The organism is Shewanella sp. MR-4, from assembly GCF_000014685.1.
Taxonomy (GTDB): domain Bacteria; phylum Pseudomonadota; class Gammaproteobacteria; order Enterobacterales; family Shewanellaceae; genus Shewanella.
Genome location: NC_008321.1, coordinates 569395 through 595309 on the forward strand (window position 1 = coordinate 569395; position 25915 = coordinate 595309).

Genomic DNA, 25915 nt, shown 5'->3' on the forward strand with positions numbered 1-25915 from the left:
TAAACCCTCTTGATTTAGTAGCTAGGAATCACGGTTGCTCTCGGGTGAGACTGAGTTTCACTGTGTTTGCCCGTTGTTAGCGCAATCATAGTCTATTGTGTTGGCTTAGTTTGGGCGCTTAACATGCATAAAATCACTTCATACCTAATGTTAGATGAACAGGCCAAAGAGCTTGTTGACCTTGTTCATGGAACCCAGATCGGCCTGACTTTTTCAGAAACCGCCGTACTTGTATTGCTGTTATCTGCCCCGAACGCGATTTTTACCAAGGAAGAATTGCTGCAAGTCGGCTGGCCAGAACGTGTGGTCGCGCCTACCTCATTAACCCAGTGCATCAGTACCTTACGTAAAAAGTTAGAGCCTTATACCGAAGTGCAGCTCAAAACGGTGGCGCGCCGCGGTTATCAGTTGCATGTGTCCGAACAGTCCCATGTGAAGATGTTGGCAATTAACGATGCCGATGCGATCCGCGATGCCATTGTCGGTGTCTCGGCGTGGACGAAACTGGCAGGCATCGTCATGCTGGGGTTAATCCTTATCTCTGTGTGGTACTGGAGCGATCACCATGCCGTGGTCAAACAGGTCGCAAAATGGAACGCCGATAAATATATCAGCCTCAATATTGGCGGTACCTTGGGCACGGCACAGGTGCTGTATATCGACGACGAAGAACATTTACATCCCTCGTGGTGGCAAAAGCATCTAGCGCCAGAAGGTAACCATATCAGCGGCTTGCCTTATTTCAGCGCCTTCGCCGCAACGGATGGTAAAAACTATTCGATGGCTATTTGCCCCTCGCTCGATGCCAAGGATTGTAACGGCAAGGGCATCATCAATATCACCTCGATTGATGCAACGCCGGTGGGCCTTAACATGGCCGAGTTTATCCCGCTGAGTAAGACGATGGAGGAGCGTATTCGCTACAACCGCATCGTGCTGCCGATTGATGACAAGGGGGCGGGGGAGCTGCTGGAGCATAACTACCACGCGGATATATATTTCCCAGTGGCGGGCGAGCTGCTGGTGCGTACGGATCTCAGCATGTCGCTGGTGTACGAAGGGGAGAATCGGGGCAAGTTTTACTCCACCTCCTGCATTACCGATCAGGACTGTTTAACCACGCCGATTAAGTACACTATCCGTGGGGAGTTTGAGCAGTATCAAACGCAAATTGATGATCTGAATGTGGATGTATTCCATGTCAAAGTGTCGCAAAAAGAGCTCACCAAACCCGATGAGGTGAGTGGCTCTGCCATGCAGTTTTACCGCGCGATCCGTAAGCACGATATTCGCGATGAAGATCTGTTTTACTATCGGGTTTATCAAAATAAGGGCACGGCGGTGTGGATAGTCCCACAAATGGGACAACTGCTGGCCTGGACTCAGTACACTCAAGTCAAACTCTAACCTAGTGTGTTATGCAAACAGCCGATAGCCATCGGCTGTTTGGGTTTTTGCTAGCAGCATCTGTTTGTAGAGAGGTAGAGTGTATTAAAGACTTTGCATTAACTTTCTATCATAAAGCGTGAGTTTCTTTTACATCCCACCATATCGCCAGTTACACTGCCTCGCCATGCTGGAAAGCATTCGAATAGCCAAAATACCAAAAATACAAGAATAACAACGGAAGGAGTCTCTCATGTCGGACCGCCTGATCCCCGCCATATTACTGTCGACGACAGTACTGACAGGGTTAACTGCCTGTGGTGATAACACCAAGGAAACCGCCGCTGTCGCTAGCGACAATGCAGCAAAAGTACAAACCAGCGCAGCGCCTGCTGCCAGCCAAGCCGCCATGCCAATCGGCATTAACCTCGCGGCCATGTCGCCTAAGGTTAAACCCGGCGATGATTTTTATACTTACGCCAATGGCGAGTGGATGAAAACCACAGAGATCCCCGCCGATCGTTCAAGCACGGGTGCATTTCTAGTGGCTTTCCAAGAGACGGAAAAGCATAAAACCAGCCTGATCGCCGACTTGGTCAAGGCCGAACATGCTGCTGGCAGCGATGATGCGCGCATTGCCGATTTCTACAAGGCGTACACTAATACTGCGGCAATCGATGCGGCGGGCATGAAGCCAATGGAAGTCGATTTAGCCCGCTATCAAGCCATTGCGGATAAACACGCCCTATCTGCGGCGCTCGGTGCTAACCTGCGTGCCGATGTGGACCCTCTCAATGCCACCGACTTTTTCACCGAAAACCTCTTCGGTATTTTCGTGACTCAAGGTCTGGCGACGCCGGGTGAAGTGCTGCCTTACCTACTGCAAGGCGGTTTAGGTTTACCCGAGCGCGAATATTATCTGTCGGACGACCCTAAAATGGTCGAGATCCGCACCGCTTACCGTGCCTATATCGAGACCCTGCTGACCGATGCGGGTATCAGCGATGCAGCGGCCCGTGCCGATCGCATTTTTGCCCTCGAACACCAGATTGCTAGCGCCCACGCCAGCCGTGAAGACAGTGAAGATTTCACTAAGGCATCGGGTGTGTGGAGCCGCGCCGACTTTGACGCTAAAGCCCCAGGCATCGACTGGACAGCCTTTTTAGATGCCGCCCAGCTTGGCAAGCAAGACAGATTTGCCGCCTATCACGCCAGTGCTATTACTGGGCTGTCGGCGCTGGTGGCCTCTGAGCCGCTGGATGCGTGGAAAGACTGGTTGGTGTTCCACCATATCAACAGCCACGCCGATGTATTGCCATCGGCTATCGATAACGCCTCTTTTGCCTTTAACGGCACTAAGCTATCGGGCACCCCTGAACAGCGCAGCCGCGATAAACGCGCCTTGAGTGCCTTGGATGAATACCTAGGTGATGCCGTGGGCCGCGCCTATGCCGAGCATTATTTCCCTGCCTCGGCCAAGGCCGAAGTCAGCACTATGGTGGATAACATCGTCAGTGCCTTTGGTAAGCGTGTCGAAAAACTCGAGTGGATGGACCCTTCAACCAAGCAGGAGGCCCTAGCTAAGGTTGCGACCATCGCCGTTGGCGTGGGTTATCCCGATAAATGGCGCAATTACGATGCCTATGCGGTATCGCCAACCAATGCCTATGCCAATGTTATCAATGGTGAAAAGGTGGAATACGCCCATCAACTCGCCAAAATCGGCAAACCAATGGACAAGGGCGAGTGGTGGATGACGCCGCAAGTGGTTAACGCGGTTAACCTGCCAGTGCAAAACGCGCTTAACTTCCCAGCGGGGATTTTGCAGCCACCATTCTTCGATGCTAAGGCCGATGCGGCCTATAACTATGGCGCGATTGGCGCAGTGATTGGTCATGAGATCAGCCATAGCTTCGATAACAATGGCGCGGCGTTCGACTCGACTGGCGCTATGCGTAACTGGTGGACGCCAGCGGACTTTGCTCAGTTTGCTAAGCAGGGTGAGGCATTGGCGAAGCAGTTTGATAGCTATGCACCATTCCCGGATCTGCATGTCAACGGCAAGTTGACCTTAGGTGAAAACATTGCCGACGTGGCGGGCTTAGCGGCCGCACTCGATGCCTACCATGCTTCGCTTAACGGCAAACCTGCGCCAGTTATCGATGGCTTTAGTGGCGATCAACGCTTCTTTATCGGCTTCGCGCAAACGTGGGCGACTAAGATGCGTGACGAAGCCTTGCGTGCCCGCGTGGCGACCGATGGCCATGCCCCTGGCATGTACCGTGCGCTGACCGTGCGTAACTTAGACGCTTGGTACACAGCCTTTGATGTGAAGCCCGGCGATAAGCTGTACTTAGCCCCAGAGGATCGCGTGAAGATCTGGTAAGCGTAAGTCGATAAAAAGGGAACCCTAGGGTTCCCTTTTTTGTTAGCGATTTTGCAGCCGATTGTAGTCCAGCCAACCGCTCTCAATCGGGTGACTGTCGAAAAAGGCTTGGTTAAGTTTGTCACTAAAGGCCCAGAAACGCGGATCGGTGCGGCGCACTGCCGCCAAATCCAATAACGCCTCGTAGTCTTTTTCGGTTTGCATGCCTTCGACTTTAGCCACAACTTTGGCTAAGTCTTGCTCCTTAATATGCCAGAAGGCTTCGGGATAACTACCCAATAGCCCGCGCACTAGCGTGACATCATCCTTGGCGGGATCGCGGTTGCTTTCCTCACTGAATAGGCTCGAAATATTTCGATGGGCACTGTTACGTACTAAGGTAAAGATTTCCGCTTTGCCCGTTTTTTCAGGCTCAATCATGATCATCGTCAGCTCGGGCAAAAGGGTCGCTTGCGTGCCTTTGACTCTGCCTAGCGCCTGCAACAATGCCTTGCTGTTAGGTTGCAACTGACTGAGTGCGATTTGATAGCGTTGGGGCTGAACCTCGCCGACCTTAGCGGCCAACTTTTGGTAGAGTTCGGCTTTTAGATCGTCCGTGTAGTAGAGCACGCCCGTGGGCTGATTGAAGGTATTAATATCCCCCGCGATAAAGGCGGTCAACTGGGTGCCCGCATCCTGATACCAATCCTTAAACTGCTTACGGCGCTCCTCTTGGGGTAATAAGGTCAAGAAGTTAGACTCGCCCTCCATCCGTAAAAAATCCATATACAGGCGGGTGAGTAGCTGGTGGCCATAGTTGCCATACACATCGAAACCCGCGACCAAAAGGTAGTGAATACGCTCTAGCAGGGCATAGTCGATCACCCAAGCCGTCTTAGGGGATTCTCCCACTAACCCTTTCACCACAGTGGCATTATCGAAATGCCTAAATACCGTCAGGCTGGCATTATCATTGTTGCCGTCGCCATCCCATAGGCCGTCGATAGTGAGGTGGCGACCATTTTTAAACTTATGATTTAAAAACTGATTTCGTGCCCGCATATACTCGCCCTGTTTGGCGGCATATTTCACCCAGGTCACGGCAAGGGCGGTGCTTTCTTCCTCAGCAGGCATGCGTAGGTTCTCGATTTGGCCGTGGTAGAAGTCGGTAAAGTCGCTATCGTCCATATATTCTGGGGTGACAAAGTAAACCCAAAATCTATCGTTGATCACATTGAGGGCGACCTGACCACGGCAAACCGGCCCCTTGATAAAGCCCATAATAGTGTCTTGGGCGCGGGTAAGCATAAAGCGATAGCGCGAGCCTGCGGGCAGTTGAATAAAGGCCTCGAAAGGGTTGGCCGATACGCTCGGCGCATAGCTGGGCAGCGAGCTGACTTGGTATTGGGCGTCGATAAACCACTGCTGCCAGTTTTGCAGCACAGTGTTATTCAAGGCGTAGGGAATATGGGTCTTATCGACGATCGTGGCGTGATAGGGCTGAAAGCGGTAATACACCCGCGACACTTGCGGATCGTCGAAGGGACGGCGGCTGGCAATCAGATCAATCGGTTTGCCCGGCGGTGTGCGTGAGCGCACTAACTCGAAGTAAGCCGCAGGAGCATCGGCCGCGGTTAATGACTCAAAATACAGGTGGAAGGCAAATAAGTGCTCGTAAATATAACGGGCGCTCAGTTGCGCCTTGAGGCTGTCGGCATTTAAGAACTGCTCCCAACGAGCGATTTCTTGATTGAACTCGGCGCTAAGCGCGGGTGGCGTCGACAACACTGCGCCCTGTTCGAGCCATTGCATCAATACCTTATGTTCCTGCTGATTGAGCGCAGGTAAGCCGTAGGGCATACCCGCAAGCGGTTGGTATTGTTCGTATTTGTCCATTTCCTCAATGCTGGCGCATTGCTGAACCCGATCGAGGCTAAAGTCGAAGCTTTTATCGAGGTGTTTAGTGTCCGGCAGGGGATGGGCCTGTTTTAGCGTTAACATCCGCGCCAGCACTGAGGCCTGGGTATTGGCCAGCGGGGTCTGGGCGCGCTCATTGAGCACGGGATAAAACCCGCGTTCGCGCCATGCTTCAGGTGTGTGGGCATCGACAAATAACCGATTCGGCGTTGCCGCCATCAAACGGGTGCCCTGATAGACTTTTTCATTGTTCGCGCCCCGTTCAATGCCCTCACTGGAAGTCATTTTAAGCTGGCAGGGCGCATCGTAACAGGCATGGCAAACCACGCAGCGACTGTTGATGATAGGTTCAACAGTCGAGTGATAAGCCTTTGTTTGTGAAGTGAGTTCACTCTGGATTGGCCGATTGTCGGCCCGCGTCTGCGGCGAGCTTTTACCATAAAGACTGTCGAAATCCACCTGGGCAACGCTAGCACAACCCGAGGCCGCTAATACTATGGCTAAGAGCCAACGTTTCCAGATTGCGTTTATCGGATTCATATTCCACTCCTTTGCCTACACTGACCAGTCTTATCCATTTCTAACCTGCAATACTCTAGCAGAATAGTCCGAACAAGTTGAATTGACTGTGTATTTTTATGATTTTTCTAAACTCAACAGCGACGCCACCATATTCATCCCTCAGGATTAAATGTTTCAAATTGTTTAATTTGTGTTTTATCAAGGTTACATAATGGTACGCATTTTTTTGCGGATTTTTGTTATATCTAGTAGTGCACCTCTGTGCGCAAAAAAATAACTATATAATTCTAAAGGAAATGCTATGAACAATCTGCAGTTCAAACGTAGCGCTATCGCGAGCCTGACAGCGCTCTATGTTAGCGGTGCTTGTACGTTTGCATTGGCGGCACCTGGGATGGAGAAGGTCGCGGGGAGCAGTTTTTATACTCCGACTTTCACCGCTGAAGATGTCTTAAAAGTGACCAATGAACGTAAGGCCGAGCTGAGTGGTGACATTTATGTCGGCACGCCAGGACAGCTAAACCGCGTTAAAAAAGCCCGTACTCCTGAAGAGATTTTTCAGCCCGAAGCCAGTTCTCAGGGCGTGCAAACCTATATCGTTCAATTAGATGCTGAACCCCTTGCGACCTACGAGGGTGATATTCCTGGTTTTGCTGCCACTAAGGCACCGGTTAACCGTTCTATCATCGCTAAGGGCCGTGTCAGCGTAAATACAGCTGCGGCTCAGTCCTATAAGAGTTTCTTGTTAGGCAAGCAGGACAAGTTTGTTTCGCGCGTACGTCAAGCGGGCGTTAACCTTAAAATCAACAAGCAATTCACTATTGCCAGCAACGCATTAGTTGTTGAAATGACGCAGGAAGATGCGATTCGTATGTCGCATCAAGCGGGTGTGAAGCGTATTTCGCCTAACCGTATTTTTGAATTGCGCACCGACCGTGGTCCTGAATTTATTGGTGCCGATCAAATGTGGCAAGGCACCGCCACTCAAGGTGGGTTACCTGTTAAAGGTGAAGGCATGGTGGTCGGTATTATCGATACTGGTATCAACACCGACCATGTCGCCTTTGCAGATGATGAAGAATATGCACGCTTAAACCCATACAAAGGTCAGGCGATCGGCGATTGTGGCGCCTTCCCTGAACTGTGTAACAACAAGTTAGTCGGCCTGCATTCTTACCCTGAAATCACCGATGTGTATGCTGCCCCTGAGTTCCAAACTTCTAGCGGTGCGAAAAAACGCATCCGCCCAGCTAACGCTGAGGATTACGCGGGTCATGGTTCTCATACGGCGAGTACTGTTGCGGGTAACACCTTAAAAGATACACCACTGCAAGGTTTTACTGGCGATAAGGTCAGCGATGGTGTGGATGTACCTTTTACCTTCCCTCAGACCAGTGGTGTCGCGCCGCGTGCCCACATTATTGCCTACCAAGTGTGCTGGCCGGGCAGCAGTGGCGACCCTTATGCGGGCTGCCCTGAATCAGCCATTTTATCGGCATTTGAAGATGCGATTGCCGATGGTGTCGATGCGATTAACTTCTCTATCGGTGGCGCCGAAAACATGCCTTGGGGTGACCCAATGGAGCTGGCTTTCCTGTCTGCGCGCGAAGCGGGGATTTCAGTGGCCGCGGCCGCGGGTAATAGCGGAGCCTTTTGGACTGCAGACCACTCTTCACCTTGGGTAACTACGGTTGGAGCCTCGACTCATGACCGTAAACTCAAGGCAGGTATTAAGAGCATTACTGCCTTTGAAGGTACGGGTAAACCAACAACGGCGATTCAAGGGACTAGCTTCTCAGGTTCTATTACGGGTGAAGTGGTATTGGCGGAGAAATATGCCGATCCCAACCCTAATGACAGCTACAAAGCGGCAAGCTGTAACGTGCCTTTCCCTGCGGGTACCTTTACTTCGGATCAGATAGTCGTCTGTGAGCGTGGCGATATTGCCCGTATCGAAAAAGCGAAAAACGTGGCAGCGGGTGGCGCGGGTGGTGTGATCCTGCAAAACATGAGCTCTTCAGTGGATAACCTCGAAGCGGATATGTACGTGATCCCGGGGATCCAGGTGAAGTATACCGATCGCCTTAAAATCCGTAACTGGGTACTTAAAAATCCAGGTACGGCGCGAGCGACTATTACTGACTTTACTAACGACTATAGTTTCGACGCGTCAGCGGGTAATAACCTAGCGACATTCAGCTCCTTAGGCCCAAGTAAAACCAACAACACCTTAGTGCCAGATTTAACGGCGCCGGGTGTGGATATTTACGCGGCCAACGCGGACGATCAGCCGTTTACCAATAATCCGAGTGCGTCTGACTGGACCTTTATGAGCGGTACCTCAATGGCGGCACCGCATGTCACGGGGGCTATGACCCTGCTGACTCAGTTGCACCCCGATTGGACGCCCGCTGAAATCCAGTCTGCACTCATGCTTACCGCAGGCCCTGTGGTATTAAATACCGGTTATGAGCTCATCGAGCCTTACTACAACTTTATGGCGGGTGCGGGTGCGATCAACGTAGCTCGCGCAGCGGATACTGGGTTAGTGATGGATGAAACCATCGAAAACTACCGTAATGCCGATCCGACCAACGGTGGTGTAGTGAACTGGTTGAACTTACCTTCCATGGTTGAAATGGAATGTGAAAAAACCTGTAGCTGGATGCGTACCGTTAAGGCGACCCGTGATGGCACTTGGACAGTCGAAGGTGTAGGTAAAGAAGAAGGTTTTGAAGTTTCTGTATCGCCAGCTTCCTTCAGCCTTAAGGCGGGTGAGTCGCAAAGCATTATTATCACTGCTAAAACGCCAAATCTTATCGAGCATAAGGTTGAGCCTGAAGATGGTTCATCGCCATGGAGTGCAGTGCTCAATCAGAACACTTTCTTCAATGGTCAAGTACTGTTAAAAGAAGTTAATAGCAGCTCTCCTGATGTACATATGCCTGTGGTTGTGGCGAGTGTTGCCGAGCAATTACCGATCTCGCACCGCTTTGAAATCTCTCGCGATCAAGGTACCGAGTCTTTGGTGGTTAACACGGATTCATACAGCCAACTGACACCACGTTTCTATGGCCCTGTGAAGCCAGAAATTGCCTCCAGCAAGTTAACGGCTGTGAGCGCTATCTTAAGCAAAGCGAACATAGATAAGGGTTGGGATATTCGTCCGCTCGTGGTGCCAGAAGGTACTAAACGTCTCGTGGTTGAAGTTCAAAAGGCCGAACAGGTATCGACGCTCGAAAACCTAAACCCACGTTATACCCAACTTCACCCCTTTATCATGGTGGGTCTGGATAAGAACGGCAGTAATACCTTTGTGCCAGAGGGAGATAGCCCAACGAGTTCTGAGATCAGAGCGGAATATATCGATGAGTTGATGTGTATCTCAACTAGCCAGTCCGAGCATAACTACTGTAGCTTTGAGAGCCCAACCCCAGGCACTTACTGGATTGCAACCGCTATGGCCTATGCATCTGGTCAAGGTGATGTTGCCATCGAAACGGGATATGCCCTAGTGATGGAAAACGATGACAAGGGCTACCTGAGCATGTCAGGCCCTGCATCTCACGACGGTAATGGTAACTATGAGATTGGCCTTAACTGGAACATTCCTGAAACCAAAGCTGGCGATGTTTACTACGGTGGATTCGACCTTGGCAATATGCCAGGTGCCGAAGGCACATTAGGCTTTACCGCGCTGGACATTCGTCGTGCCGACGATGCGGTAACTTGGTCTGTGAGCCAAGATAAGGCCCGTAGCATGGATGTGATCGATGTTAAGCTCAACATTGCGCCTAACTTAGAGACACAGGATCGTAACTATAAGTTCGAAATGAAGCTGCCGGAAGGTATGCGTTTAGCGACTGGAACGATCAAAACCAATAACGATGAAGTCGCCACAGCGATCGTTGCCGATGAACACACCTTAACCCTGAGCGGTTTACAGTTGTCGACTCGTAACGTTGAGCGTGAGTACAAGGTCAGCACTAACTTAACTGACAAGATGTGTCACACGCCGATCATCGATGAGTACTCTAAGGGTGGTTATATCGATCTGTGGGGCGAGTTCCGCATCCAACCTAACGCAGACTGGTTTGTCGGTGACTTTAACAACGCATTCGATGTGCCTATCAATTGGTTATTCTACAAACAAGACGCCAAGTTTGAAGTCTACAACCAACCTAACGCGGGCTACATGCGTATGCATACCGTGGGGGCGTTGCAGTTCAACACTGGTTACTGGTACATGTCACAGCACCGTGGTCCTGGTTTCTTGAACGAAGCATTGGCACCATTCTGGCGTGGTACTTTCACCAGCAAATATCGTCGCGATCCTTCTTCACCCTGGGGGTTAACCATCGCGAGTCAGTATGCTGCAGAGCGTCCAGATCTTGGGGATCTTCTGTTCCTCGAGTTTGATAATGTCACCGACACTAAAACGGGCGAAGAGTTTGACTTTGAAACCATTTTACGCAGTGGTATCGATGATCGCCCAGGCCAATTCGAAATCATTTATGCCTATAGCAACTTAGGTGAAAATGTGGCGAAAGGGGCCGTGTTTGTGGAAGGGTTTGATTCTCCATGGTCAAAAACCGTTGGTCCAAAAAATGGCACGCTATACGAGGTCTTAGGTTTCGATGACTTAGACGAAAAACTGCAAAACGATCTCGTGGTCTGTTACGACTACGTTGGTCCTGAGCAGAGCCGTATGGAAGTCAGCTTTAAAGTAGCTGTACAACCTGAAGCCACGGGTAAGACGCTGGATCTTGAGCTGAACTACGATCTTGAAGGTGCAACACCCACTAGCTTAGTGCATACAGTGGCAGTGAATGGCAATATCAAGTTAGTGCCAATCGCCAACCAAGTTGTGGCTGAAAACACCCGTCTTGAAGGACTAAGCGTATCCTATGTGGATGCGAACAAGGTCCCTAATACGGTTGAAGTTTCTGGCGAGCACATTAGTGCAGAGATCAACGGTAATGATTTTACCCTGATCCCAGAAGCTAACTTCCACGGCGACACTTTAGTCACAGTGACGATACGTGATAACGAAATCGGTTCAGATGCCGCCAGCACCAGCTTTATGCTGACGGTTGAGTCTGATGGTGTTGAACCTCCACCAGTCACCCCTGTGACTCCCGATAAGCCGGAGCCTGAATCTAGCTCAGGTGGTGCCTTAGGTTGGAGCTTGCTCAGCTTGCTTTCTATGGCGTTTATTCGCCGCGCTAAAAAAGCCACTCGTGCTTAATTAGCCTATAGTTCTAGTCAAAAAGAGGGACGCATGTCCCTCTTTTTATTGGATTAATATCCAGTTTTATTCGACTCATTCACGGGGTAATATGGATCCCATTCGCGCATGCTAAGCTTTATTGGGCACAAATCGACAGGGGATGAAGATGACTACAGAACGCTATTTTTACGAGCCGAGCAAGGGACATGGACTATCGCACGATCCCTTAAATGCGATTGTCGCCCCCAGACCCATAGGCTGGATCTCCTCGCGCAGTGCCCAGGGGCAACGCAATCTCGCGCCCTATAGTTTTTTCAATTGTTTCAACTACAAACCACCGATCATTGGCTTTGCCAGCACGGGCTGGAAGGACAGTGTCGCCAATATCGTCGACACTGGCGAGTTCGTCTGGAACCTCACCACCCGCAGCCTTGCCGAGAAAATGAATCAAACTTCCGCCATGTTACCCCGCGGGGAGGATGAGTTTGCCTTTGCCGGACTCACCCCCAAGGCGGGCACTATCGTCCAAGCTGAGCTGGTGGCCGAAAGCCCGGTCAACTTTGAATGTAAGCTGTCTCAATGTATTCAATTAACTGCCGCCAATGGGGATAAGATTGATACTTGGCTCGTCTTAGGTGAAGTGGTCGCGGTGCATATCGCCAAGCATTTGCTCAATAGTGAAGGTGTGTATCAAACCGCCCTCGCCGAACCCGTGCTGCGCGCAGGCGGCCCATCGGCTTACTATGGGATCTCCGAAGATCTGCGTTTCGATCTACATAGACCACAAGTGTAGGTGGTGGTACTCAAACTTCGTTTGAGTTTTTAAAGCAAAATCAACGTCGTGGGGCTTCACCCCCTATTTTTTATAAAGAGCCGACCAAAAGGGGAAAAGCGCCTGTTCCCCTTTTGGAAATCCCTCGACGTCCCTAGCGAAGTTACATGCATTGGTTAGTGGTCTCATACTCCAATAAAAATTGCCTAACGGCTCCGATGGGACATCCCTGTCTCCCCGAGCCTGTGCCATCATCCATGATGTCGCCACGGCCCAGCTTAAACAACTAAGAGCTATCTGCGTATTTCGACAACTTCGCAGGGGAGGCTAACTCCATTATTTTGGTGTTGTTAGTTAGCCCGAAAAGTAAGAAGAATTGCGGGCGTCTCCATTCTTACTTTTATCTGTTGTACAACCTTAATAATTGAGGCACACAGCAGGTGGCAGTGGGGTGTCCTCTTTTGCGATTAACGTTGGGAATTGGTTGATGATTTGAGTGTATGACTCAGGGAACTTCAAACGTATCAATGACATTAAACGTTGATGATGAGGGTAGACCTTGGGTTCAAGTACCATTAGTAAGGATAAGTACTCCAATAGATGCTCAGGGTTAAATTCGTAATGGTTAGTCTCCAATAACAGATACAGTGGATCTCGTCCGCTTTCCCTATATGGATAGCTAATATGCTGATTAACCAGATAATTGAGCAGTGGAAGATCGCGATTCACTATTGCAATGTCGAGCCAACTTTTACCCGTATAATCTAGCTTGTCGATATCCAAACCTTCGGTCATAAGGGAAATCGTTTTGGAATTTGCCATGCGATACAAGGCATCGTAGTCGAATGTTTCTTGACGTAATTTGCTGAGTTGTAACTCAGTGAAATACTCGGGGTTATAACCTAATAGTTGATAGAAAAATTCACGATTTACATTCTCTTCTAACTGCGCGTCCTCAACCATTTTAATGGCTTCATTAATGTTATTCTGAGCCGCAAGCCTGTATATAGCGCTGTCTAAGTTGTGATCGCCACTTTGCCGTCTAGAAAGAGGTTGCCATTGTTGATAGTTAAAGCAATCAGCTAATGCTGGATCAATTTGATGGAGATGGGTGGCTGTGACTTCCTTGCCCTCTTTGGTTAGTTTATCGATAAAGTAAGAAAGACTACGTGGCTGCCATTGAGAATCTATTTTGTGAACGAATGACTGGCAATCTGCAACTGCTTCAGGTGTAGCACTGTTTGCATCTAGTTGCGCAAAATTGGCGTTAAGTTCTTTTAATAAAGGGGAGTTAGGATTAAAAGTTAATACTTTTTTAGGGAGTATATCGGTGAGCGTGAGGCCATACATTTGCTGTAAATTTGTTATTTGTTGTGCATCGAAGCTATAAATATGGCGAGGAAAGAAACCCACGGCTTTTTGAGCTGACTGAATGCTAAAGTTGGCAGTGCTATTTAGTCCGTGAAGCGCTTTAATTATTTTGACTTGTCGTACAATTAAGTCATCTTCTAATGGAATATTCATTTGGAAATAGTAATCCAGACGAGCAAGGGCATAATCCATGGTTGTGCCTAGGTATGCATCATCACTGAGAACACTGTTCTTTTCTAGCAGAGTGGTTACGATTTGATCCCTGCCATAGTAGGCTGCGGTATCTATAAGATGTAGAGTTTCATTCTCTTGGATTCCGAATCCTATAATCTCATCAGTGTTATCAATTTTTTCAATGGCTTGTGACAATAATTGCTGGCTAAGTGAATCTTGTTTAAGCAACCAATCAACATCATCGATGCTGAGCTTCGTTTCTTTAATGAGTGCTAGTGCGTCAGCTTGAGTGAGTGTGGCAATATTTTCTATTTGAGATTGAGGTATGCTTCTCTCGATTCGTACAAACGAGGGGAGATCAGGTACTAAAGCCTTTACTTGTTCGGCTAAACTTTGATTCTGCTGATTAAGTTTTGAGTCTTTTTTGAGCTGCTTTGCCCGCCAATTAGCCGCGAAATTAGAATTTAAAAAGTGATCTATAGCCAATGTAATCTCATCGATAGAATACCCCTTGTCTAACCATTGATCCCATTCTTGTTTTTTAGCCCAACTCCAACGTGTTTCTTTTTCCGATGTGATAAGTTGTTGGCAACTATAGTAGTTGTTAGGAGCCTTCAGTTTTTTGTGGGCGACTTCTTTCTCAAGTGTTGCGGATGAAGACGAGGTTGAGGGCTGGGCTGTTTTTATCTTGTCATTGGAATGCGATGAGCTGTTAGAGTTTTTTTGGGTAAACCAAAATAGCGCGGCAATACAGGCGAGTAAAGCGACAAGGTACTTCTTCATTTTGTTTCAATCCTTAAAACGAGCATAGAATTATAATGATGTTTTATAAGGGGATAATATCATTGGAGTTCGTCATAATATGACATTTTATTTAGTCAGCGATGGTTAACATCATTTGATGTGTGGTTGTAAAAAATAGAATTAAGATTTCGGAAGGGATGGAAAGATTAAACGCTGGCATGAAAGTGACCGTTGGCGGCATGGATGCCGCCGAGCATACATGGATGATGGGATGGACACCTCTTGTGAAGTAGGCGTCATTTACGCCATATTGAATTTGCACGTTCAATAACAACAAAAGGTGTCCAAAATGAAAGTTACACTAATAGGAATTGATCTCGCAAAAAATATCTTCCAAGTATGTGGGGTAAATCAAGCTGGCAAGAGTGTTTTTAACCGTTCGATTAAACGTGCTCAGCTCCTTACTTTTCTGCGTACTTACCCTGATGCCACTATTGCGATGGAAGCCTGCAGTGGCTCTAACTATTGGGGCAGAGAGTTACTTTCTCTCGGGCATGACGTCAAACTGATCCCGCCTCAGCATGTTAAGCCATTTGTCAAAGGCAATAAGAACGATCGCAATGATGCCTTCGCTATCTGTGAGGCGGCGCAGAGACCGAACCTGATTTTCGTCCAGCCGAGAACCTTAGCGCAGGTTGATATCATCATTACTCACAGAATTCGCGAGCGCCGGATCAGAATACGCACTGCACTAACCAATCAAATCAGAGGTTTACTAAGTGAATATGGAATAGCCCTCCCTAAAGGACGTAATCCATTGAATCTTTTACTGCCGGAATTACTTGAGGATGCCAGTAATCAACTCACTACGATTGCACGCCAATACATGCGTGAGCTGATGGAAGAGTTGCGTGCGATCAACGTTGCAATAGGTTCACTGGAAAAAGACATCAAACTGCAGGCAAGAACGCACCCAGATGCCAAGCGACTAATGGGTATAAGAGGCGTTGCAGAAATCATTGCCACTGCCGCGGTGTCATTTGCCGGAGATGGCTCTGGCTATCATGGTGCTCGGCATTTTTCTGCAAATTTAGGACTGGTTCCTAAAGAGTTTTCCAGTGGGGGAAAACAGAAATTAAGCGGCATAACCAAACGAGGTAACAGCTATCTGCGGCGGCAACTGATCCAGGGAGCTTGGTCGATTATTCGCTATGCAAGTAAGAGTAATGACAGGATCTCCGTATGGGCCTTAAAGGTGATTGAGCGGCGGGGTAAACAGAAAGCGGCAGTAGCAATTGCAAACAAATTGGCGCGGATCATTTGGGCGCTGCTGTTTCATCGCAGCGAATATCGGTCTTGTTAATTTGTAAAAATCGAGTATTAAACTCACCCCAAAAACACGACTACAGATAATGAAGTAACAGGTAATACCGGCCTTTGCAGATGCTGAGAGAGTACAAGGAGCATATGACTCCGGACGGACGATAAGCTGCAAAGGCGCGGTTCTCATTAAGGCCAGAGAGCAAAGATTCTCATAAACAGGTCGGATATACGTACGCAGTATTACTTTCTGTTACTTAAAAAGTGGTTGATCTATTCGAGGTGTCCATATATGTACTCGCTGTGTGTCACTGGAATGACAGTGCTTAATTCTTACGGTTAATCAAGTTGCACTTAAAAACAAAACCCCAGTAAAAACTGGGGTTTATTGTTTGAGCCTATGTTGGCAAAGGTTACTCAGCCAAGCTTACAAATTAACGCGTTATTTGATAAACGCGAAGGCATCGCCGTAGAGATGGGCTTCATCGACACCCATTTCGCGGAAGATTTCGCGAGCGGCGCCAACCATATCGAAACGACCTGCGATATAAATGTCGTAGCCGTTTAGGCTGATAAAATCTTGCTTGATTTGCGCGAGCAGGTTAGCGGTTTTACCCTGCCAGTTAGCTGGAGCTTCTTCCACAACGGGCACAAAGTGTAACCAAGGGTGAGCGTCGTGCCATTGGCGGGCGATGCTTTCGTAATACATCGCATCTTGGGTGCGGCAACCCCAGTAGAGGGTGGTTTCAACCTGTTGGTCGAGGGCGATTTGTTGCTCGACAATGCTCTTAATGTACGAGAAGCCTGTGCCACCGGCGATCAATAAACGTGGGCGCTGGCTGTCGTGGCGTAAATGGGCTTCGCCGCCTGGAGCTTCGATGTCGATATGCGTGCTATTACGCAATTTTTCAACCACTTGCATTGGATAGCTTTCGCTGACGGCCGCGCCAATATGAAGCTCAATCACTTCGGCATTGGGGGCGGACGCGATAGAGAAGGGACGTTTATCTTTTTCACCCATCACAACACACAGGTATTGTCCTGCTTGAAACTCAAAGGGGGTGTCGGGCTTTAACCACACCTGATACACGGCGTCGTTAAAGGGGGTTACTTTCTCTATCTTACAACGTATGGTTTTCATCAAACTTCCTTTGCACCTTTCATCATTTGTTGTCGTTAGGTGTCACATTAAGGCCGCTGGCGGCCTATTCTCTTGGCTTAAGCGGGTACGAGAGTCGTGCTTAAGCTGAATTATAGGGTTGGGCTGTCGTCTATGCCTAACTCATCCCAGATTGAGTCGATCTTTTGCTTAACCTTAGGATCCATCACGATCGGTGTGCCCCATTCGCGGTTGGTTTCGCCTTCCCGCTTATTGGTGGCATCGAGGCCCATTTTGGAGCCGAGGCCTGCCACGGGGGAGGCAAAGTCGAGGTAATCGATAGGCGTGTTATCGATCATCACGGTATCGCGCTTAGGATCCATACGGGTGGTAATGGCCCAAATCACATCGTTCCAGTCGCGGCAATTCACATCGTCGTCGACCACCACAATAAATTTGGTATACATAAATTGGCGCAGGAAGGACCAAGCGCCCATCATCACCCGTTTCGCATGGCCAGGGTATTGTTTACGAATCGAGATCACCGCCATCCGATAGGAGCAACCTTCGGGCGGCAGGTAAAAATCAATAATTTCAGGATATTGCTTACGCAAAATCGGCACAAACACTTCGTTGAGTGCCACACCTAACATGGCGGGTTCATCCGGTGGACGGCCTGTGTAGGTGCTGTGGTAAATCGGATCCTTACGGTGGGTAATATGGGTCACGGTAAAGACTGGGAATTTATCCGTCTCGTTGTAGTAACCCGTGTGGTCGCCGTAGGGGCCTTCTTCGGCCATTTCGTCGGGATCGATATAGCCTTCGAGGATGATCTCGCTGCTGGCGGGCACTTCTAAATCACAGCTTAATGCCTTGCAGACTTCGGTACGCTCGCCGCGCAGCAATCCTGCGAAGGCGTATTCGCTCATGGCATCGGGCACTGGGGTGACCGCGCCTAAAATGGTCACAGGATCAGAGCCTAAGGCTACCACCACAGGGTAACGCTCGCCGGGGAATTGCTCTTTAAAATCGGCAAAGTCGAGGGCGCCACCACGGTGGGACAGCCAGCGCATAATGAGTTTATTCTTGCCGAGCAACTGTTGACGGTAGATCCCAAGGTTTTGGCGACTCTTACGCGGACCTTTGGTAATGGTTAAGCCCCAAGTGACCAAAGGCGCGACATCGCCCGGCCAGCAATGCTGAATCGGCAGCTGAGTTAAATCGACTTCATCGCCCGTTTTTACCACTTGCTGGCAGGCGGGATTACGCACCGTCTTAGGCGGCATATTCAAGGCTTGCTTGAACATGGGGATTTTTGAAATCGCGTCTTTAAAGCCGCGTGGTGGCTCGGGTTCTTTTAAAAACGCCAGCAGCTCACCTACATCGCGCAGCGCGAGCGGGTCTTCTTTGCCCAGCGCCATGGCGACGCGTTTTGGGGTACCAAAGAGGTTGGCCAGCACTGGCATTGAATGATTCGTTGGATTTTCGAATAGGAGTGCAGGGCCTTTGGCGCGTAGAACGCGATCAGCGATCTCTGTCATTTCTAAATGAGGATCAACGGGGTAGCTAATGCGTTTGAGTTCGCCATTGGCTTCCAGATGATCAATAAAGCTGCGTAAATCCTTAAAACTCATGTGGAAATAGCCTCTGCAGTGGAAATCCGTGTGGCGCGCACTATAGCATTTTTCTGTTTTAGGGTTAACCTATTCAGTGATCTTCCAGCTTTGGAAGCGTAAAATGCTTGTCCTAGGTCGATGTTTATTTGACCAGTGCCCGGTATTTCGAGGTTTATATGACACTCTCTCCATGCCTTGTTAAAGATAAATATCTTCAACTTCAATCAGTTTGCTTACCTAAGTCGGCTGTGCCTTGGCATAAAACAGGCTTTACCTTGTCTTTACTGGGCGCCTTACTGATTTGCACCTTAGCCGTGCCGAATCTGGCGGCGGCGCGCGATCGCGGCAATGATCGCCATAGCGAGAGTCATGGTCGGCACGACAATCACTACAATAATCACCATAAACATGGGGATAGCCACCGCCACTATCGTCCCTATTATCGTCCTTATTATCCGTGGGGATTGGGCCTAGGTGTTGGCTTAGCGACGGGTTGGGGCACGGGTTGGAATCTCGGCTACGGTTGGAACAATAACGGTTGGAACGATTGGGGCTGGAATAGCTCGCGTTATTGGAATTCACCCTATTCGGGCATAGGCTTGTCTATTCCTATGGCCTATGATGATACGCCAGTGGCGGTTTCGCCCCCAGTGCGAGTCACAACGAGTATGCAATATTCGCCGAGTGAAGGCCGTATGGTGTCGAATATGCCAACGAATAGCGCGACTGTGATATCACAGACAGGTGCATCGACGGCTAGGGCATCAACAGCCTCTGCGGAGCAAATTGCCAATGTGCCCCGGGCACGGGCTGCGCGCAGTGTGTCGAGCCTGCCGAGCAATGCCAGAATAGTGCAACAGGATGGCCGTACCTTATATGAGTGGCAAGGTACGCTTTACGCCTTCGATTGGAATAGCCAAACCTATCAAGAACAGTTAGTGAAGTAATGTTGTTTTAGGCCTTATCGACGGGAGCCCCGAGTGGGCTCCTATTTTTTTCTTAGCCAGTTGTCGTTTTATAGAATCGCGGAGAAATCGTTTGCAAGCAGTTCAACCCCAGACTCAGGCTCAAAGCAGCGCGCTTTGGGTGTTACTCGCCTTGGCATTAGGCACCTTTGCCTTAGGCACCACAGAATTTGCCGCCATGACCTTAGTGCCTTATATCGCCAGTGATTTAAGTGTTGATGTCGCCCATGTGAGTTATGCCATCAGTGCCTATGCCCTTGGGGTGGTGGTGGGCTCGCCCATCATTATGGTGCTGGGGGTGAGGATTAAGCGGCGCACGCTGTTAATCGCCTTGGCCGCCATGATGGCGGTTGCCAATGGTTTAAGCGCCCTAGCACCCAGCTTGAATTGGTTGGTCTTTTTCCGCTTTTTAAGTGGCTTGCCCCATGGGGCTTACTTTGGGGTGGCTATGTTACTGGCGGCGTCCTTAGTGCCCCCCGATATGAAGGCTCGAGCGGTTTCTCGGGTGATTATCGGCTTAACCTTAGCCACTATCGTTGGCGTGCCCTTCGCGACTTGGATGGGACAAACCGTCGGTTGGCGCTCAGGTATCGGCATAGTGGCGATTATTGCCGCCGTGACTGCTGTGATGCTGTATTTTCTCGCGCCGAATGTCGCCGTACCGCAAAATGCCAGCCCGAAAAAAGAGCTGCAAACACTGAAGAACCGTGAAGTTTGGCTCACGCTCGGCATTGCGGCTATCGGTTTTGGCGGGATTTTCTGTGTGTATACCTATCTGGCCGAGACGCTGATCCAAGTCACCCAAGTCGAGCCCTTTAAAATCCCGGTGATGATTGCGGTCTTTGGAATTGGCGCCACCTTGGGCACTTTAGTCTGTGGCTGGGCGGCGGATAAGTCGGCGCTGGCGGCGGCATTTTGGTCGCTGGTGTTAAGCACCTTAGTGTTGGCGCTGTATCCGAGTTTGACGGGATCTTATTGGGCATTAATGCCGATTGTATTCTTTGTGGGTTCGGGGATTGGTCTAGCAACCATAGTACAGGCGCGATTAATGGATGTGGCCCCCGATGGGCAAGCCATGACGGGCGCCTTAGTACAATGTGCCTTTAACCTTGCCAATGCGATTGGCCCATGGGTTGGCAGCTTAGTGATCTTATCAGGCCAAGGCATCGCCGCGACTGGCTATGCCGCAGCGCTGTTATCCCTCGGTGGTTTAGTCATGTGGTGGTTAACCCATAGGGAGAGTCGCCGCGCTGATAATCTTTGTACTGCAAACTGCATTGATTAAGCTGACCATGACGGCGCAGATCTATATCTGCGCCGCCTTTAAGTAAACTTCTTAACCTCTTTGTATGGTGATATCGGCGATATAACCATGTTCAGTGGCGAGCAGTGCTTGTTTTAGCATGCTTGCGGCCTCATCGGCGGACATAAAGCTTGAGGTATCTAGACTCTTACCACTACTCGGCCAAAAGCCGGTATCCATACCGCCGGGATAAACCGCAATCAACTTCATCTGACTCTGTTTGAGCTCCAAACGTACCGATTCGATAAAGCCCCTTACCGCCCATTTGGCGGCGCAGTAAGTCGACTCACCCGCTTTGGCGGCGAGGGCGGCGGTAGACATCACGACCACAACCTTAACTGCTTGTTGCTTATAGCGTTTCACCAATTCACGTACCAGCAGAATGGTTGACGTGACATTGTTATTCAGCAGCGCTTGGATCTCACTTGTGCCTTGGGTTTCCAGTGCGCCAAAGTAACCACTGCCAGCGCAGTGGATGACCGTGTTGGGGGTATCGGTGAGACCATCGAATAGCGCTTCGACACTCGCTTCGTCCGCTAAATCGGCACTAATGGCGCTGATGCTTTGGGTCGAAAATGGGCTGAGGGCATTGGCCACGGTATGCAGGCGATTGGCATCGCGCCCCGTCAGTGTAAGCGCTTGGTTATCCTTGGCATACAGGGCGGCTAATGCCGCGCCTAAGCCACTGCTTGCGCCAGTAATCAGTATCATCTTTACCTCTTAATTCTATTTTGAAGTCTCAGCTTCGATCAGGGTGAACAGCGGCTGGTCGAAGGCGACATCGTCCCCATCTTTCACCCAAATGGCGCCGACTATACCGTCACGCTCGGCCTCGATGGGATTTTGCATTCGCATGGCTTCGATAATGCAAAGTGTGTCGCCGCGGGCCACCCTTTGATCGATGCGCACCAAGGGCGCCTCGGTTTGGCCTTGCGAGGTATGGAAGGTGCCCACCATGGGCGATACTTGCACAAAGCCTTCAATCACAGGCAGGGCGTCACGGGCTTTGGCAGGCTTTGGCGTGAGTGCAGAAGAGGGCGCAAGATGATGCGCGCCTTCAGGTGCGCTTGCGGTGTGCGGGCCGTAGCGGGTGATGCGAATAGACTCTTCCCCTTCGGTAATCGCCAGCTCTGCAATCCCAGATTCCTGCACTAATTCAATCAGTTTTTTGATCTTTCGAAGGTCAACCGCCATGGCTTGTGGCTCCCTGTACTCACGCTAATCGCGTTTATGCCTTCAATCTCTTAATCGCCGCCGCGAGGGCAAACTCATAGCCTTGGGCGCCGAAACCACAAATCACCCCAATGGCCTTATCGGACAAATAGGAGTGGTGGCGGAAGGGCTCGCGAGCGTGGACATTGGATAAATGCACTTCAAAGAAGGGAATATCTACCCCAAGCAGTGCGTCACGCAGGGCCACACTGGTGTGGGTAAAGGCTGCGGGGTTGATAATGATCATCTGCGCATCGGTAGCATGGATAGCGTTGATCAGCTCAAATTCGGCATTCGATTGAATATGTTCAAGTTCAACACCTGCTGCTTGAGCTTGTTCACTCAAAGTGGCAACGATATCGGCTAAGGTTTGATGACCGTAAACACTGGGCTCACGGCGGCCAAGGAGGTTTAAATTGGGGCCATTGATGAGCAGAACTTTATGATTCATTACGCTTTCCTTTTACGACATGCCTTAACGGGTTGAATGCCATTAACTTAACCTGTTCGGGCGGATTTTGCATTATGAATGTCACCGCGCTGTTGGCGGGGTTAATCAAACTTAATCTGTCGCATGGCTTTAGTGGCACCGCGTTGTTTTTTCGCATCTAAGCGTTTGGTTTGGCTGCTTTTGGTCGCGCGGGTTGGAATGCGTTTTTTGGGCACTTCGGCCACGCTGGCAACCAGAGCGATAAATTGCTCCAATGCGGTTTGCCGATTCGCCTCTTGGCTGCGACTCGCCTGACATTTGATAATGATTTTGCCACTGGCGGTAATCCGATGATCGGCTTTTTGCAGCAGGCGCTGCTGATAAAACTCGGGTAATGACGAGTTTCTGATATCAAAAATCAATTGGGCGGCGGTTGAGACTTTATTGACATTCTGCCCGCCAGCGCCGCTTGAGCGGATAAATTGCCACTCGATTTCATTTTCCGGAAGTTCCACACGGTTTGAGATTTTTATCATGGCAGACTTAGGGTTTTGTCCAATTGCTTTGAGAAGCGAGCAATAACTGCTTATGGCTTTTCAATAGATTTGTTATCATCGGCGCATTCTTGCTGGGCAGGCGTGTTTGCCCGTTTGCAAAATAGTGTTCTCGTTTCGGAGTGCCTTTATGTTATGCCAAATCCCCGATATTGCTAAGGGTGTTATCAGTCTTTTCGCCAGTGGTCGACTCTCATCAACCGATTATCGTACCCGTTTACAGCCGGCCATTAAGAGTTACCGCAAGGATTGGGGACAAGTTTGCCTGTATATCGAGGCGGACGTCTTACTCGAAGGCTGGGAATTTGAGTCGCTAACGGGCAGCGGCGAAGTCCAACTCCCTAATTTTGAAGCCCTAGTATTTGTTGGTGGCCCAGATTGGGTGGGTAACGCTGTGCGTTTACTCGGTCCCTTTATGCAGGGCGAAGTGGCTTGGTTCCCCTTAGAACAAAAAGCCAAAGCCATCGACTGGATTGCGAAACGTTCAACTTTTTAACGGCCCATGGTGGGTATTACTTATAAGGAATTAACTATGTCTTTGTTGAAAACTATGACTGCCAAACCGACCGCTAAATTAGGCGCTATCGCCCTAGTGTTGGCCTTTACCGCAGGCTTAAGTGCCTGTGCGCCAGAGGTGGGCAGTGAAGCTTGGTGTAAGCAAATGAAGGATAAACCTTCTGGCGATTGGACGGCGAACGAAGCGGCCGATTACGCTAAACACTGCGTGTTTAAATAAGCTTTTCAAGCTAGTAGCGTCACAGCTTGGCTTCTTTTTAGTTGCAAGCTGTGAACTTATGCTTAGAATCCCTGTCTGAAGTTGCACAAGCTATTGCTTTACAACCTACTAAATTGTCCAAAGGTGATATTTGATTTCGACCGCCAAGCCATTCTTTAGCCGAATGGTCACCCTACTGATAGCCATTATCGTGCTGCAATTTGCGGGCGCGAATTTGGGTGCGCATCAGTTACATGCGGGTAATGGCGCCGAAGAAGCCGAAAATCATCCCCATCTCCAATTTAGTGCTCCCGTGACCACCTTGGCCCAATGTGTGGATTGTGTGTGTTCCAATGAGCAGACACTCGGATTCAGTGCCGAGGCGTTTGGCGAAACGGCGCTCAAGTCTGGCATAGCAACGGCGAGCGTGAGTGGCCATTCACACTTAGTGCAAACCACTGAAATTCAAGATTTTGACCTCTGCCTCGATTGCCAATGTCACGGCGGTCATGTGGCGTTGTTATCCCATACCGAAAACCAAACGACTGTCGCGTTTGATATGGTCTATGTGCCGGCTGATTTAGCTTATTTCTCGGCAGATCAATTACCTAAGTACCGACCTCCCATCGCTTAACCTTCAATATCTGCTTATCGCGTATCGCAGCGTTTTTGCGCGCCGCCATAAGCCCTTTATTTATCCCCAAAGCATCGATTTTAGGCCTTGAACGGCCATGGCTCGCGCTAGCGCTTTGAGCCGAATCGACACTGATTGCCTCTGGGGCCATTGGTTGGCATTTACCCGCCTATTGCGTGGTGCCAATCCTATTTAGATATTGTTAGGAATTGCGATGAAGAAAACCATTATCGCCCAGACCTTGTTCGGCCTGTTTAGCGCACTTGTGCTAATCGGCGGACAGGTAAACTCTGCTGTTGCAGCAACCCCAGCCCTAGAAGCCAAAGCGCTTAAGGGCGATTCAGTCGCCGCATCGGTTGAATTGGCACCAGATAACCTATTAGCCCCTGAGACTCAGGCATCACTCAATCAGTGGTTACCTGAGTTACTCAAGCAAATTAATCAGTTGCCTGAAGTGCAGGCACAAATAGCCAGGCAGCAACAGGCGGAGCTGGCCATAGCCGCAGCGGATCGCGCCGTCTATAACCCTGAGCTTGGACTCAATTACCAAAATGCTGACACAGATACCTACAGCCTGGGGCTCAGCCAAACCATAGACTGGGGTGATAAGCGTGGCGTGGCGACCCGCCTTGCCCAGCTTGAGGCGCAAATCCTGTTAGCAGACATTAGCTTAGAGCGCAGCCAAATGTTGGCCGAGCGGCTATTGGCACTGGCTGAGCAGGCGCAGAGCAATAAGGCGCTCACCTTCGCCGAGCAGCAATTAAGGTTTACGCAGGCACAGCTCAATATTGCCGAGCAGCGCTTTGCTGCCGGGGATCTATCCGATGTTGAGTTGCAACTGCTAAAGCTCGAACTGGCGAGTAACACCGCCGACTATGCGATGGCCGAGCAAGCCGCCTTGGTGGCCGATGGCAAAGTGATCGAGTTACTCGGGGTCGACAAGCTCAAGTTTAAGGAGTTTATCCCCGAGATTGGCCAATTGGTGTCTAAGATGTCCCCGAAAGCAGATTTACCCGCCTTGACCAGCGCCCATCAACAGGTGTTGCTGGCCAAGGCCAATGCCATCAAGGTTAAGGCGGACACGGCGGCCGATCCCACCATCAACCTAGGTGTTGAAAAGGAAGGCGATGACAACAAGCTGGGTATCGGCGTGGCAATCCCTTTGCAGGTGCGGAATAACTACAGCGAGTTACAGTCGGTTGCCGACAAGGGCATCGCTATCGCGGAGCAGGACTACTTAGCCCGTGAGCGAGTACTTACGGCCAAACAGGCACAATTTGTCAATGCTTTACCTCGTTTACTGGCGCGCTACCAAGATTGGCGTGAGCGAGTCGAAGCCTCGGGGGGCAAAGCCGCTAAATCCTTAAGTGAGCTTTGGCGCTCGGGGGATGTGAGTACTAGCGAGTATTTGCAGAGTCGGCGACAACTCGCTGCCAGCTATTTGGTCGGTTTAAACCTCGAAACGGCAATTTATCAGAGTTGGTTAACTTGGATGGGGGACAGCGGTCAGCTGCTGTCCGTGATCGACAATTTAGCCGACAAATCAGCGTCCATTTCTTCTACAAATGCCGTGCCAGCAGAGTAAA

Annotated in this window: 19 protein-coding genes; 11 read left to right on the plus strand and 8 right to left on the minus strand. The window is 49.9% G+C overall.

Annotation, left to right across the window (positions count from 1 at the left end; all coding sequences use genetic code 11):
• The first annotated feature begins 123 nt into the window (after window positions 1-123).
• Both SHEWMR4_RS02625 and SHEWMR4_RS02630 read left to right on the plus strand, forming a co-directional pair.
• Window positions 124-1407 (plus strand): winged helix-turn-helix domain-containing protein, encoded by a 1284-nt coding sequence (locus SHEWMR4_RS02625; protein ID WP_011621300.1) that lies wholly within the window; start codon window positions 124-126, stop codon window positions 1405-1407.
• Between the two features lie 232 nt (window positions 1408-1639).
• On the plus strand, window positions 1640-3772 hold the full coding sequence (locus SHEWMR4_RS02630; protein WP_011621301.1) for a M13 family metallopeptidase: 2133 nt from the start codon (window positions 1640-1642) through the stop codon (window positions 3770-3772).
• 42 nt (window positions 3773-3814) lie between these two features.
• On the opposite strand, the gene SHEWMR4_RS02635 is transcribed toward SHEWMR4_RS02630, so the two are convergent.
• Entirely contained in the window at window positions 3815-6208 is a 2394-nt protein-coding gene (locus SHEWMR4_RS02635; protein ID WP_011621302.1) for a fatty acid cis/trans isomerase, read from the minus strand.
• A 283-nt stretch (window positions 6209-6491) separates the two neighbouring features.
• Here SHEWMR4_RS02635 and SHEWMR4_RS02640 point away from each other — a divergent pair, with 283 nt between their 5' ends.
• Together SHEWMR4_RS02640 and SHEWMR4_RS02645 are read left to right on the plus strand one after the other, a co-directional pair.
• On the plus strand, window positions 6492-11438 hold the full coding sequence (locus tag SHEWMR4_RS02640; protein WP_011621303.1) for a S8 family serine peptidase: 4947 nt from the start codon (window positions 6492-6494) through the stop codon (window positions 11436-11438).
• 148 nt (window positions 11439-11586) lie between these two features.
• Window positions 11587-12213, plus strand: a complete 627-nt coding sequence (locus SHEWMR4_RS02645; protein WP_011621304.1) for a flavin reductase family protein — start codon at window positions 11587-11589, stop codon at window positions 12211-12213.
• A gap of 396 nt (window positions 12214-12609) precedes the next feature.
• Here SHEWMR4_RS02645 and SHEWMR4_RS02650 read toward each other — a convergent pair whose 3' ends face one another.
• Complete coding sequence (locus SHEWMR4_RS02650) at window positions 12610-14520, minus strand: hypothetical protein (RefSeq protein ID WP_011621305.1); 1911 nt, start codon at window positions 14518-14520, stop codon at window positions 12610-12612.
• 310 nt (window positions 14521-14830) lie between these two features.
• Between SHEWMR4_RS02650 and SHEWMR4_RS02655 the strand changes: the two genes are divergently transcribed.
• Window positions 14831-15844 carry an IS110-like element ISShes7 family transposase gene (locus tag SHEWMR4_RS02655; protein ID WP_011621306.1) on the plus strand — a complete coding sequence of 338 codons (1014 nt, stop codon included), beginning with the start codon at window positions 14831-14833 and terminating at the stop codon, window positions 15842-15844.
• Between the two features lie 399 nt (window positions 15845-16243).
• Here SHEWMR4_RS02655 and fre read toward each other — a convergent pair whose 3' ends face one another.
• Both fre and ubiD read right to left on the minus strand, forming a co-directional pair.
• The gene (gene fre, locus SHEWMR4_RS02660) at window positions 16244-16942 is read right to left on the minus strand and encodes an NAD(P)H-flavin reductase (protein ID WP_011621307.1); all 699 of its coding nucleotides are present in this window, start codon (window positions 16940-16942) and stop codon (window positions 16244-16246) included.
• A gap of 110 nt (window positions 16943-17052) precedes the next feature.
• Window positions 17053-18534 carry a 4-hydroxy-3-polyprenylbenzoate decarboxylase gene (ubiD, locus tag SHEWMR4_RS02665; protein ID WP_011621308.1) on the minus strand — a complete coding sequence of 494 codons (1482 nt, stop codon included), beginning with the start codon at window positions 18532-18534 and terminating at the stop codon, window positions 17053-17055.
• Between the two features lie 158 nt (window positions 18535-18692).
• Here ubiD and SHEWMR4_RS02670 point away from each other — a divergent pair, with 158 nt between their 5' ends.
• Both SHEWMR4_RS02670 and SHEWMR4_RS02675 read left to right on the plus strand, forming a co-directional pair.
• Entirely contained in the window at window positions 18693-19463 is a 771-nt protein-coding gene (locus tag SHEWMR4_RS02670) for a hypothetical protein (RefSeq protein ID WP_011621309.1), read from the plus strand.
• Window positions 19464-19554: 91 nt separating this feature from the next.
• A complete protein-coding gene (locus SHEWMR4_RS02675; RefSeq protein ID WP_011621310.1) occupies window positions 19555-20766 on the plus strand; it encodes an MFS transporter in 1212 nt (403 codons plus the stop codon).
• 51 nt (window positions 20767-20817) lie between these two features.
• Here SHEWMR4_RS02675 and SHEWMR4_RS02680 read toward each other — a convergent pair whose 3' ends face one another.
• From SHEWMR4_RS02680 to arfB, 4 genes are all read right to left on the minus strand, one after another.
• A complete protein-coding gene (locus SHEWMR4_RS02680; RefSeq protein WP_011621311.1) occupies window positions 20818-21495 on the minus strand; it encodes an SDR family NAD(P)-dependent oxidoreductase in 678 nt (225 codons plus the stop codon).
• Window positions 21496-21510: 15 nt separating this feature from the next.
• The gene (accB, locus tag SHEWMR4_RS02685) at window positions 21511-21978 is read right to left on the minus strand and encodes an acetyl-CoA carboxylase biotin carboxyl carrier protein (RefSeq protein ID WP_011621312.1); all 468 of its coding nucleotides are present in this window, start codon (window positions 21976-21978) and stop codon (window positions 21511-21513) included.
• Window positions 21979-22012: 34 nt separating this feature from the next.
• A complete protein-coding gene (gene aroQ, locus SHEWMR4_RS02690; RefSeq protein ID WP_011621313.1) occupies window positions 22013-22447 on the minus strand; it encodes a type II 3-dehydroquinate dehydratase in 435 nt (144 codons plus the stop codon).
• Between the two features lie 101 nt (window positions 22448-22548).
• Window positions 22549-22962: an alternative ribosome rescue aminoacyl-tRNA hydrolase ArfB gene (gene arfB, locus SHEWMR4_RS02695; protein ID WP_011621314.1), complete on the minus strand. Its 414-nt coding sequence runs from the start codon at window positions 22960-22962 to the stop codon at window positions 22549-22551.
• A gap of 148 nt (window positions 22963-23110) precedes the next feature.
• Between arfB and SHEWMR4_RS02700 the strand changes: the two genes are divergently transcribed.
• The 4 genes from SHEWMR4_RS02700 to SHEWMR4_RS02715 all read left to right on the plus strand — a co-directional run bounded on the left by SHEWMR4_RS02700 (window position 23111) and on the right by SHEWMR4_RS02715 (window position 25914).
• Entirely contained in the window at window positions 23111-23476 is a 366-nt protein-coding gene (locus tag SHEWMR4_RS02700; protein WP_011621315.1) for an STAS/SEC14 domain-containing protein, read from the plus strand.
• 36 nt (window positions 23477-23512) lie between these two features.
• On the plus strand, window positions 23513-23716 hold the full coding sequence (locus SHEWMR4_RS02705) for a DUF3012 domain-containing protein (protein WP_011621316.1): 204 nt from the start codon (window positions 23513-23515) through the stop codon (window positions 23714-23716).
• A 163-nt stretch (window positions 23717-23879) separates the two neighbouring features.
• Entirely contained in the window at window positions 23880-24329 is a 450-nt protein-coding gene (locus SHEWMR4_RS02710) for a hypothetical protein (protein WP_011621317.1), read from the plus strand.
• Window positions 24330-24543: 214 nt separating this feature from the next.
• Window positions 24544-25914, plus strand: coding sequence for a TolC family protein (locus SHEWMR4_RS02715; RefSeq protein ID WP_011621318.1), 1371 nt, complete (start codon window positions 24544-24546; stop codon window positions 25912-25914).
• The last annotated feature ends 1 nt before the right edge of the window (window position 25915 follow it).

Bases quoted from the DNA above. Each gene is read 5' to 3' on its own strand.
- SHEWMR4_RS02625 (WP_011621300.1), top strand. From the start codon at position 124: ATGCATAAAATCACTTCATACCTAATGTTAGATGAACAGGCCAAAGAG.
- SHEWMR4_RS02630 (WP_011621301.1), top strand. From the start codon at position 1,640: ATGTCGGACCGCCTGATCCCCGCCATATTACTGTCGACGACAGTACTG.
- SHEWMR4_RS02635 (WP_011621302.1), bottom strand. From the start codon at position 6,208: ATGAATCCGATAAACGCAATCTGGAAACGTTGGCTCTTAGCCATAGTA.
- SHEWMR4_RS02640 (WP_011621303.1), top strand. From the start codon at position 6,492: ATGAACAATCTGCAGTTCAAACGTAGCGCTATCGCGAGCCTGACAGCG.
- SHEWMR4_RS02645 (WP_011621304.1), top strand. From the start codon at position 11,587: ATGACTACAGAACGCTATTTTTACGAGCCGAGCAAGGGACATGGACTA.
- SHEWMR4_RS02650 (WP_011621305.1), bottom strand. From the start codon at position 14,520: ATGAAGAAGTACCTTGTCGCTTTACTCGCCTGTATTGCCGCGCTATTT.
- SHEWMR4_RS02655 (WP_011621306.1), top strand. From the start codon at position 14,831: ATGAAAGTTACACTAATAGGAATTGATCTCGCAAAAAATATCTTCCAA.
- fre (WP_011621307.1), bottom strand. From the start codon at position 16,942: ATGAAAACCATACGTTGTAAGATAGAGAAAGTAACCCCCTTTAACGAC.
- ubiD (WP_011621308.1), bottom strand. From the start codon at position 18,534: ATGAGTTTTAAGGATTTACGCAGCTTTATTGATCATCTGGAAGCCAAT.
- SHEWMR4_RS02670 (WP_011621309.1), top strand. From the start codon at position 18,693: ATGACACTCTCTCCATGCCTTGTTAAAGATAAATATCTTCAACTTCAA.
- SHEWMR4_RS02680 (WP_011621311.1), bottom strand. From the start codon at position 21,495: ATGATACTGATTACTGGCGCAAGCAGTGGCTTAGGCGCGGCATTAGCC.
- accB (WP_011621312.1), bottom strand. From the start codon at position 21,978: ATGGCGGTTGACCTTCGAAAGATCAAAAAACTGATTGAATTAGTGCAG.
- aroQ (WP_011621313.1), bottom strand. From the start codon at position 22,447: ATGAATCATAAAGTTCTGCTCATCAATGGCCCCAATTTAAACCTCCTT.
- arfB (WP_011621314.1), bottom strand. From the start codon at position 22,962: ATGATAAAAATCTCAAACCGTGTGGAACTTCCGGAAAATGAAATCGAG.
- SHEWMR4_RS02700 (WP_011621315.1), top strand. From the start codon at position 23,111: ATGTTATGCCAAATCCCCGATATTGCTAAGGGTGTTATCAGTCTTTTC.
- SHEWMR4_RS02705 (WP_011621316.1), top strand. From the start codon at position 23,513: ATGTCTTTGTTGAAAACTATGACTGCCAAACCGACCGCTAAATTAGGC.
- SHEWMR4_RS02710 (WP_011621317.1), top strand. From the start codon at position 23,880: ATGGTCACCCTACTGATAGCCATTATCGTGCTGCAATTTGCGGGCGCG.
- SHEWMR4_RS02715 (WP_011621318.1), top strand. From the start codon at position 24,544: ATGAAGAAAACCATTATCGCCCAGACCTTGTTCGGCCTGTTTAGCGCA.